Below are 3,809 nucleotides of genomic sequence, written 5' to 3'. Positions count from 1 at the left end.
CTACAATATCAGTATGTTGCTGACGCATATTTTCAATTTTCATATTGATAAGGTTTCCATATTTCTGACCATATGACAGAACCTCACCCGGATGTTCAGCATGTATATGTACTTTAGCTAATTCATCATCAGCAATCACTAATAAAGAATCACCAAAATGACTTAAATCTTGACGAAACGTTTCTTCGTTAAAAGGCGTTTTCCCAGTTTCAAAGCGTACCATAAATTCCGTACAATATCCGAATTCAATATCTTCCGTGTTTATATGACTTTGTACACTTTTGTGATGCTCTGCATTAACAAGCTCATCCATAGTAGGTGTAGCCACATTTGTTGTATCAAGTTTTTCACCCTTTAGAACTGCAAGAAATCCTTCATAAACAAACACAAGGCCCTGTCCACCACTATCAACCACTCCTACCTCTTTTAATACAGGAAGTAGATCTGGAGTACGCTTTAATGATGCTTCAGCTTCTTTCAATGTAATTTCCATAAGTTTCACAATTGAGGTTTCATTTTGTGCAGCAGCTACAGCAGCTTTAGCTGCATCTTTTGCTACAGTTAAAATTGTCCCTTCAACAGGCTTCATTACCGCTTTATATGCAGTATCTACACCCGCTTGAAGTGCTGCAGCAAATTCACTTGCATTAATGCTTGCTTTCGATTCAATAAACTTCGAAAAGCCTCTAAATAATTGTGATAGAATAACGCCGGAATTTCCACGGGCACCCATTAATAAGCCTTTCGAAAGCGCATTACCAGTTTTTCCAATATGAGCAGAAGGATTATTTCTTACCTCTTTTGCTCCTGATGTCATGGATAGGTTCATATTTGTTCCAGTGTCACCATCAGGAACTGGAAAAACGTTTAACGCATCGACTAATTTCGAATTATTCGATAGGTGGTTAGCACCTTGCAAGATCATTTCTGCAAATTGCTTACCATCTAAAGTTGTAATAGACACAGGTAGTTTCCTCCTTACTATGGGTTCGCTACACGAACACCTTGTACAAAAATATTTACAGAATCAACAGCAAGTCCAACCGTCTGATCTAACGTATACTTAACTTTCGTTTGAACGTTATGCGCGACTTCAGAAATTTTTGTACCATAGCTGACAATAATATACATATCAATATTAATTGAATCGTCATCTTGACGTACGATTACGCCTCTGCTAAAGTTCTCTTTTCTTAGGATATCCGTAAGACCGTCTTTTATTTGATTCTTTGAAGCCATTCCTACAATACCATAGCAGTCGATCGCTGCTCCGCCTGCAACAGTTGCAATGACCTCGTTGGAAATATCGATTTGTCCGTACTTTGTTTTTAATTCAATGGACATGTTTGTTCCCCCTTTGGAATTGTTCGCACTGGCTTTTATTATTTTACTATAAGCATACCCATTTTAAAAGTGATTATAAAATCCTAGTAATTCATACATCCTTTACTATTATACAACATTACTTAAATAACTATGTCAAGGAAAAATTCTTGAAAGACTAACGTTGAAGTATTGCAATCTCATTTGAGTTGTGATAAATTATTAAAGTATCTCATGGCAATGTACATGATTAACGTAAAATATGTAAGGTTTTTTTGTAGTAAGGAGGGAATAACATGGCACGTAAATGCGTTGTTACTGGTAGAAAAACTCGCTCAGGTAATGCACGTTCACACGCGATGAACGCTAACAAACGTACTTGGGGCGCAAACCTTCAAAAAGTTCGCATCTTAGTTAACGGTAAACCAAAAAGAGTATATGTATCTGCTCGCGCTTTAAGATCAGGTAAAGTTGAGCGAGTTTAATTTATATTAAGCTCTCTCTATATGGATGTTAACTTTAACATTCTATAAAACAATCCAGTTAAAATAAAGCCGCATTCTGCAGCTTTGTTTTTTCTTTTATAGAGAAAACACTGGATTAAGAAAAAAAGCACCGATAATCACGGTGCTTTTTTTCTTAATCTTTTTTAAACGAACCGAGCATTGCTCGAACTATTCCTCCTAAAAACTTCGGTAACTTAATCGTATAAAATTTCATTGTTTCCCTCCTCAACCAAATCTTAAACAAGTCTTCATGCTTGTTCAAAGGTGCTCAAGCGTCATAATAAAATAAATCATTTCTTTAAATTATATTCATACTCTGTAAAAAAATGACGCTATCCCCTATTGTCTTTTACCAACAATTTAATCTCGGCTTCTTATCATTATTAATATGCCGTCTAGGAAAGAAAAAGTACCTACTTCATAAATGAGTTCATTACTAATACATAATGTTGATCCAAGCCTAATATGACAATTTTTTAAAGGATATTTAAATCCTTCAAGTGTCAGGCCTATGACATCAGGGGTTAAGGCGATAAAAGAAATATAACGTAATTCATTTTTCCTCTTTACTTTATATGTTCCTGGGCCATAGAGCGTGATATGATTTTGACGATCAATCAATTTAATTTTTGATAGAGTAGAGGGTGATTTAATAAGGAGATACAAATTTGCAAGCATATGATCAATTCGTCCACCAGTGGCTCCAAAAAGATATATTCGGTCTGGTTTTTGATTAATTGCCCATTCTAGAGCTATTTCAGTATCTGTTTGATCTTTTTCGGAAGGATATGTAGATAAATGTGGAAGATCCTTTTTCAACCTTTTATGTTCTTCACTCGAAATGGAATCAAAGTCTCCAAATGCATTTGCAGGTGTTAATCCTGCTTCTTCAATATAACGGACACCTCTATCTATCCCCACCCACATTATTTCTCTTTGATTATATATTGTTAAGTCAGCAAGATTTTCCTTGGGACCTCCTGCTACTAGTGCTATTGTTTTCATTTTATCTCCTCACTACGAAAAAAGTCTGGCATGCGAAATGCCAGAACTCCTTTTCTTTCATTCTATTGCATATTATCATCATAATCATATCTAAAACCATCATGCTGAGCGTCCGTACTAACGCTTTTAAGCCTTTGTAATACTGATTCATACTGAGAAATTTCCTCATAATCTGAACTATTTTGTAAAGCAACCTTTAACGCTTGTTCAATTATGGCAACATCTTCCCTTAAAATATTCACTCTGCCCCCTCCTATCACTTAGCAGTCTACTGTAATAGGATGAGTTTCCTTGAGTTATTTTATGACGGTTTTTGTTCTTAAGATAGAACTGCTTGCTTAAGACTTTGTATTGCAGCCTGACGGTCCGGCTTATTGTAAATAAAAGAACCGGCAACTAAAACATTTGCTCCTGCAGCAACACATTGCTTAGCTGTTTCTTCATTAATCCCGCCATCAACCTCGATATCAACCGAAAGGTTCTTTTCTTTAATCATATCAGCTAATGCCTTTATCTTAGGTAAGACTTGCGGAATGAATGATTGACCACCGAAGCCTGGATTAACTGTCATGAACAATACCATATCAATATCCTCAAGAATGTGTAATATTAACTCAATTGGCGTATGTGGATTTAACACAACACCAGCTTTTATACCTTCAGACTTAATAAGTTGAATTGTTCGGTGCAGATGTTTAGAAGCTTCTACATGAACAGTGATGATGTCGGCTCCTGCACGGACAAATTCTTTAATATACAAATCAGGTTGTTCAATCATTAAATGAACGTCTAAAGGAAGCTTTGTTACGGGTCTTATAGCCTCGACAATAAGTGGCCCAATCGTAATGTTAGGAACAAAGTGGCCGTCCATCACATCAACATGAATATAATCTGCACCTCCCTTTTCTACATCTTTGATTTCCTCTCCCAATTTGGCAAAATCTGCCGATAAAATGGATGGAGCAATTTTTATCA

7 protein-coding genes are annotated in these 3,809 nt (G+C 36.0%); 1 reads left to right on the top strand and 6 read right to left on the bottom strand.

Translation table 11 applies throughout. The annotated features are described in order from the left end of the window. Both ACEWK1_RS27405 and ACEWK1_RS27400 read right to left on the bottom strand, forming a co-directional pair. The coding region (locus ACEWK1_RS27405; protein WP_416636856.1) for a DAK2 domain-containing protein at positions 1-964 on the bottom strand (964 nt) is incomplete at its 3' end. A gap of 17 nt (positions 965-981) precedes the next feature. Further along, complete coding sequence (locus ACEWK1_RS27400; protein WP_098796256.1) at positions 982-1,344, bottom strand: Asp23/Gls24 family envelope stress response protein; 363 nt, start codon at positions 1,342-1,344, stop codon at positions 982-984. 275 nt (positions 1,345-1,619) lie between these two features. Between ACEWK1_RS27400 and rpmB the strand changes: the two genes are divergently transcribed. Next, the gene (gene rpmB, locus ACEWK1_RS27395) at positions 1,620-1,808 is read left to right on the top strand and encodes a 50S ribosomal protein L28 (protein ID WP_098796255.1); all 189 of its coding nucleotides are present in this window, start codon (positions 1,620-1,622) and stop codon (positions 1,806-1,808) included. Between the two features lie 154 nt (positions 1,809-1,962). On the opposite strand, the gene spoVM is transcribed toward rpmB, so the two are convergent. The 4 genes from spoVM to rpe form a co-directional block, all read right to left on the bottom strand. Beyond that, positions 1,963-2,043: a stage V sporulation protein SpoVM gene (spoVM, locus tag ACEWK1_RS27390; RefSeq protein WP_003328987.1), complete on the bottom strand. Its 81-nt coding sequence runs from the start codon at positions 2,041-2,043 to the stop codon at positions 1,963-1,965. Between the two features lie 146 nt (positions 2,044-2,189). Further along, positions 2,190-2,834 carry a thiamine diphosphokinase gene (locus ACEWK1_RS27385; RefSeq protein WP_212134494.1) on the bottom strand — a complete coding sequence of 215 codons (645 nt, stop codon included), beginning with the start codon at positions 2,832-2,834 and terminating at the stop codon, positions 2,190-2,192. A 62-nt stretch (positions 2,835-2,896) separates the two neighbouring features. Next, positions 2,897-3,076, bottom strand: a complete 180-nt coding sequence (locus tag ACEWK1_RS27380) for a hypothetical protein (protein ID WP_121661372.1) — start codon at positions 3,074-3,076, stop codon at positions 2,897-2,899. 77 nt (positions 3,077-3,153) lie between these two features. Further along, positions 3,154-3,807 (bottom strand): ribulose-phosphate 3-epimerase, encoded by a 654-nt coding sequence (gene rpe, locus ACEWK1_RS27375; RefSeq protein ID WP_416636855.1) that lies wholly within the window; start codon positions 3,805-3,807, stop codon positions 3,154-3,156. Between the last annotated feature and the right edge of the window lie 2 nt (positions 3,808-3,809).

The sequence above is a fragment of the Metabacillus sp. YM-086 genome (assembly GCF_048059995.1).
Taxonomy (GTDB): Bacteria; Bacillota; Bacilli; order Bacillales; family Bacillaceae; genus Metabacillus; species Metabacillus litoralis_B.
Note: the sequence above shows the minus strand (reverse complement) of the source record. Positions and strands in the feature narration are given on the sequence as shown.

Excerpts from the sequence above, each read along its gene's own strand:
- ACEWK1_RS27400 (WP_098796256.1), bottom strand. The coding sequence starts at position 1,344 with ATGTCCATTGAATTAAAAACAAAGTACGGACAAATCGATATTTCCAAC.
- rpmB (WP_098796255.1), top strand. The coding sequence starts at position 1,620 with ATGGCACGTAAATGCGTTGTTACTGGTAGAAAAACTCGCTCAGGTAAT.
- spoVM (WP_003328987.1), bottom strand. The coding sequence starts at position 2,043 with ATGAAATTTTATACGATTAAGTTACCGAAGTTTTTAGGAGGAATAGTT.
- ACEWK1_RS27385 (WP_212134494.1), bottom strand. The coding sequence starts at position 2,834 with ATGAAAACAATAGCACTAGTAGCAGGAGGTCCCAAGGAAAATCTTGCT.